This window comes from Cupriavidus basilensis OR16 (assembly GCF_000243095.1).
In the GTDB taxonomy this organism is placed as follows: domain Bacteria; phylum Pseudomonadota; class Gammaproteobacteria; order Burkholderiales; family Burkholderiaceae; genus Cupriavidus; species Cupriavidus basilensis_D.
Genome location: NZ_AHJE01000317.1, coordinates 1 through 489, shown reverse-complemented (window position 1 = coordinate 489; position 489 = coordinate 1). Strand labels below are relative to the sequence as shown.

Annotated in this window: 1 protein-coding gene; it reads left to right on the top strand. The window is 64.0% G+C overall.

The features are described 5' to 3' along the window. Positions 1–489 (top strand): formate dehydrogenase accessory sulfurtransferase FdhD (locus OR16_RS38905; protein WP_006164955.1); only part of this gene is annotated, 489 nt, incomplete at both ends.

Sequence of the window (489 nt, the reverse complement as noted above, 5' to 3'; positions counted from 1 at the left end):
ATCTCCCATGCGGTCATGCTGGCGACACCAGCCGATCTCGATGACTTCGCCATCGGCTTCAGCCTCAGCGAAGGCATTGTCGACAGCGCGAGCGAGATCTATGGCGTCGACGTCGAAGCCGGTGCAAACGGCGTGACTATCAAGATGGAGATCGCCACCGCTGCTTTCGCCAGATTAAAGACCCGGCGCCGCACACTGGCGGGTCGTACCGGATGCGGCCTGTGCGGCATCGAGTCACTGGGCGAGATCATGCGCATGCCGCAACCGGTGCATAGCCATGCCATCTTCGATCCGGCTGCCTTCGATGCGGCGTTTGCTACCCTGGTCACTCGCCAGGCACTGCTGCGCGATACCGGGGCCACGCACGCGGCGGCGTGGCTGCGTGCGGATGGCGCATTGGCCTTTGTGCGCGAAGACGTGGGTCGTCACAATGCGCTCGACAAGCTCGCCGGTGCACTTGCGAGCACCAACGAGGATACCGAGCGCGGC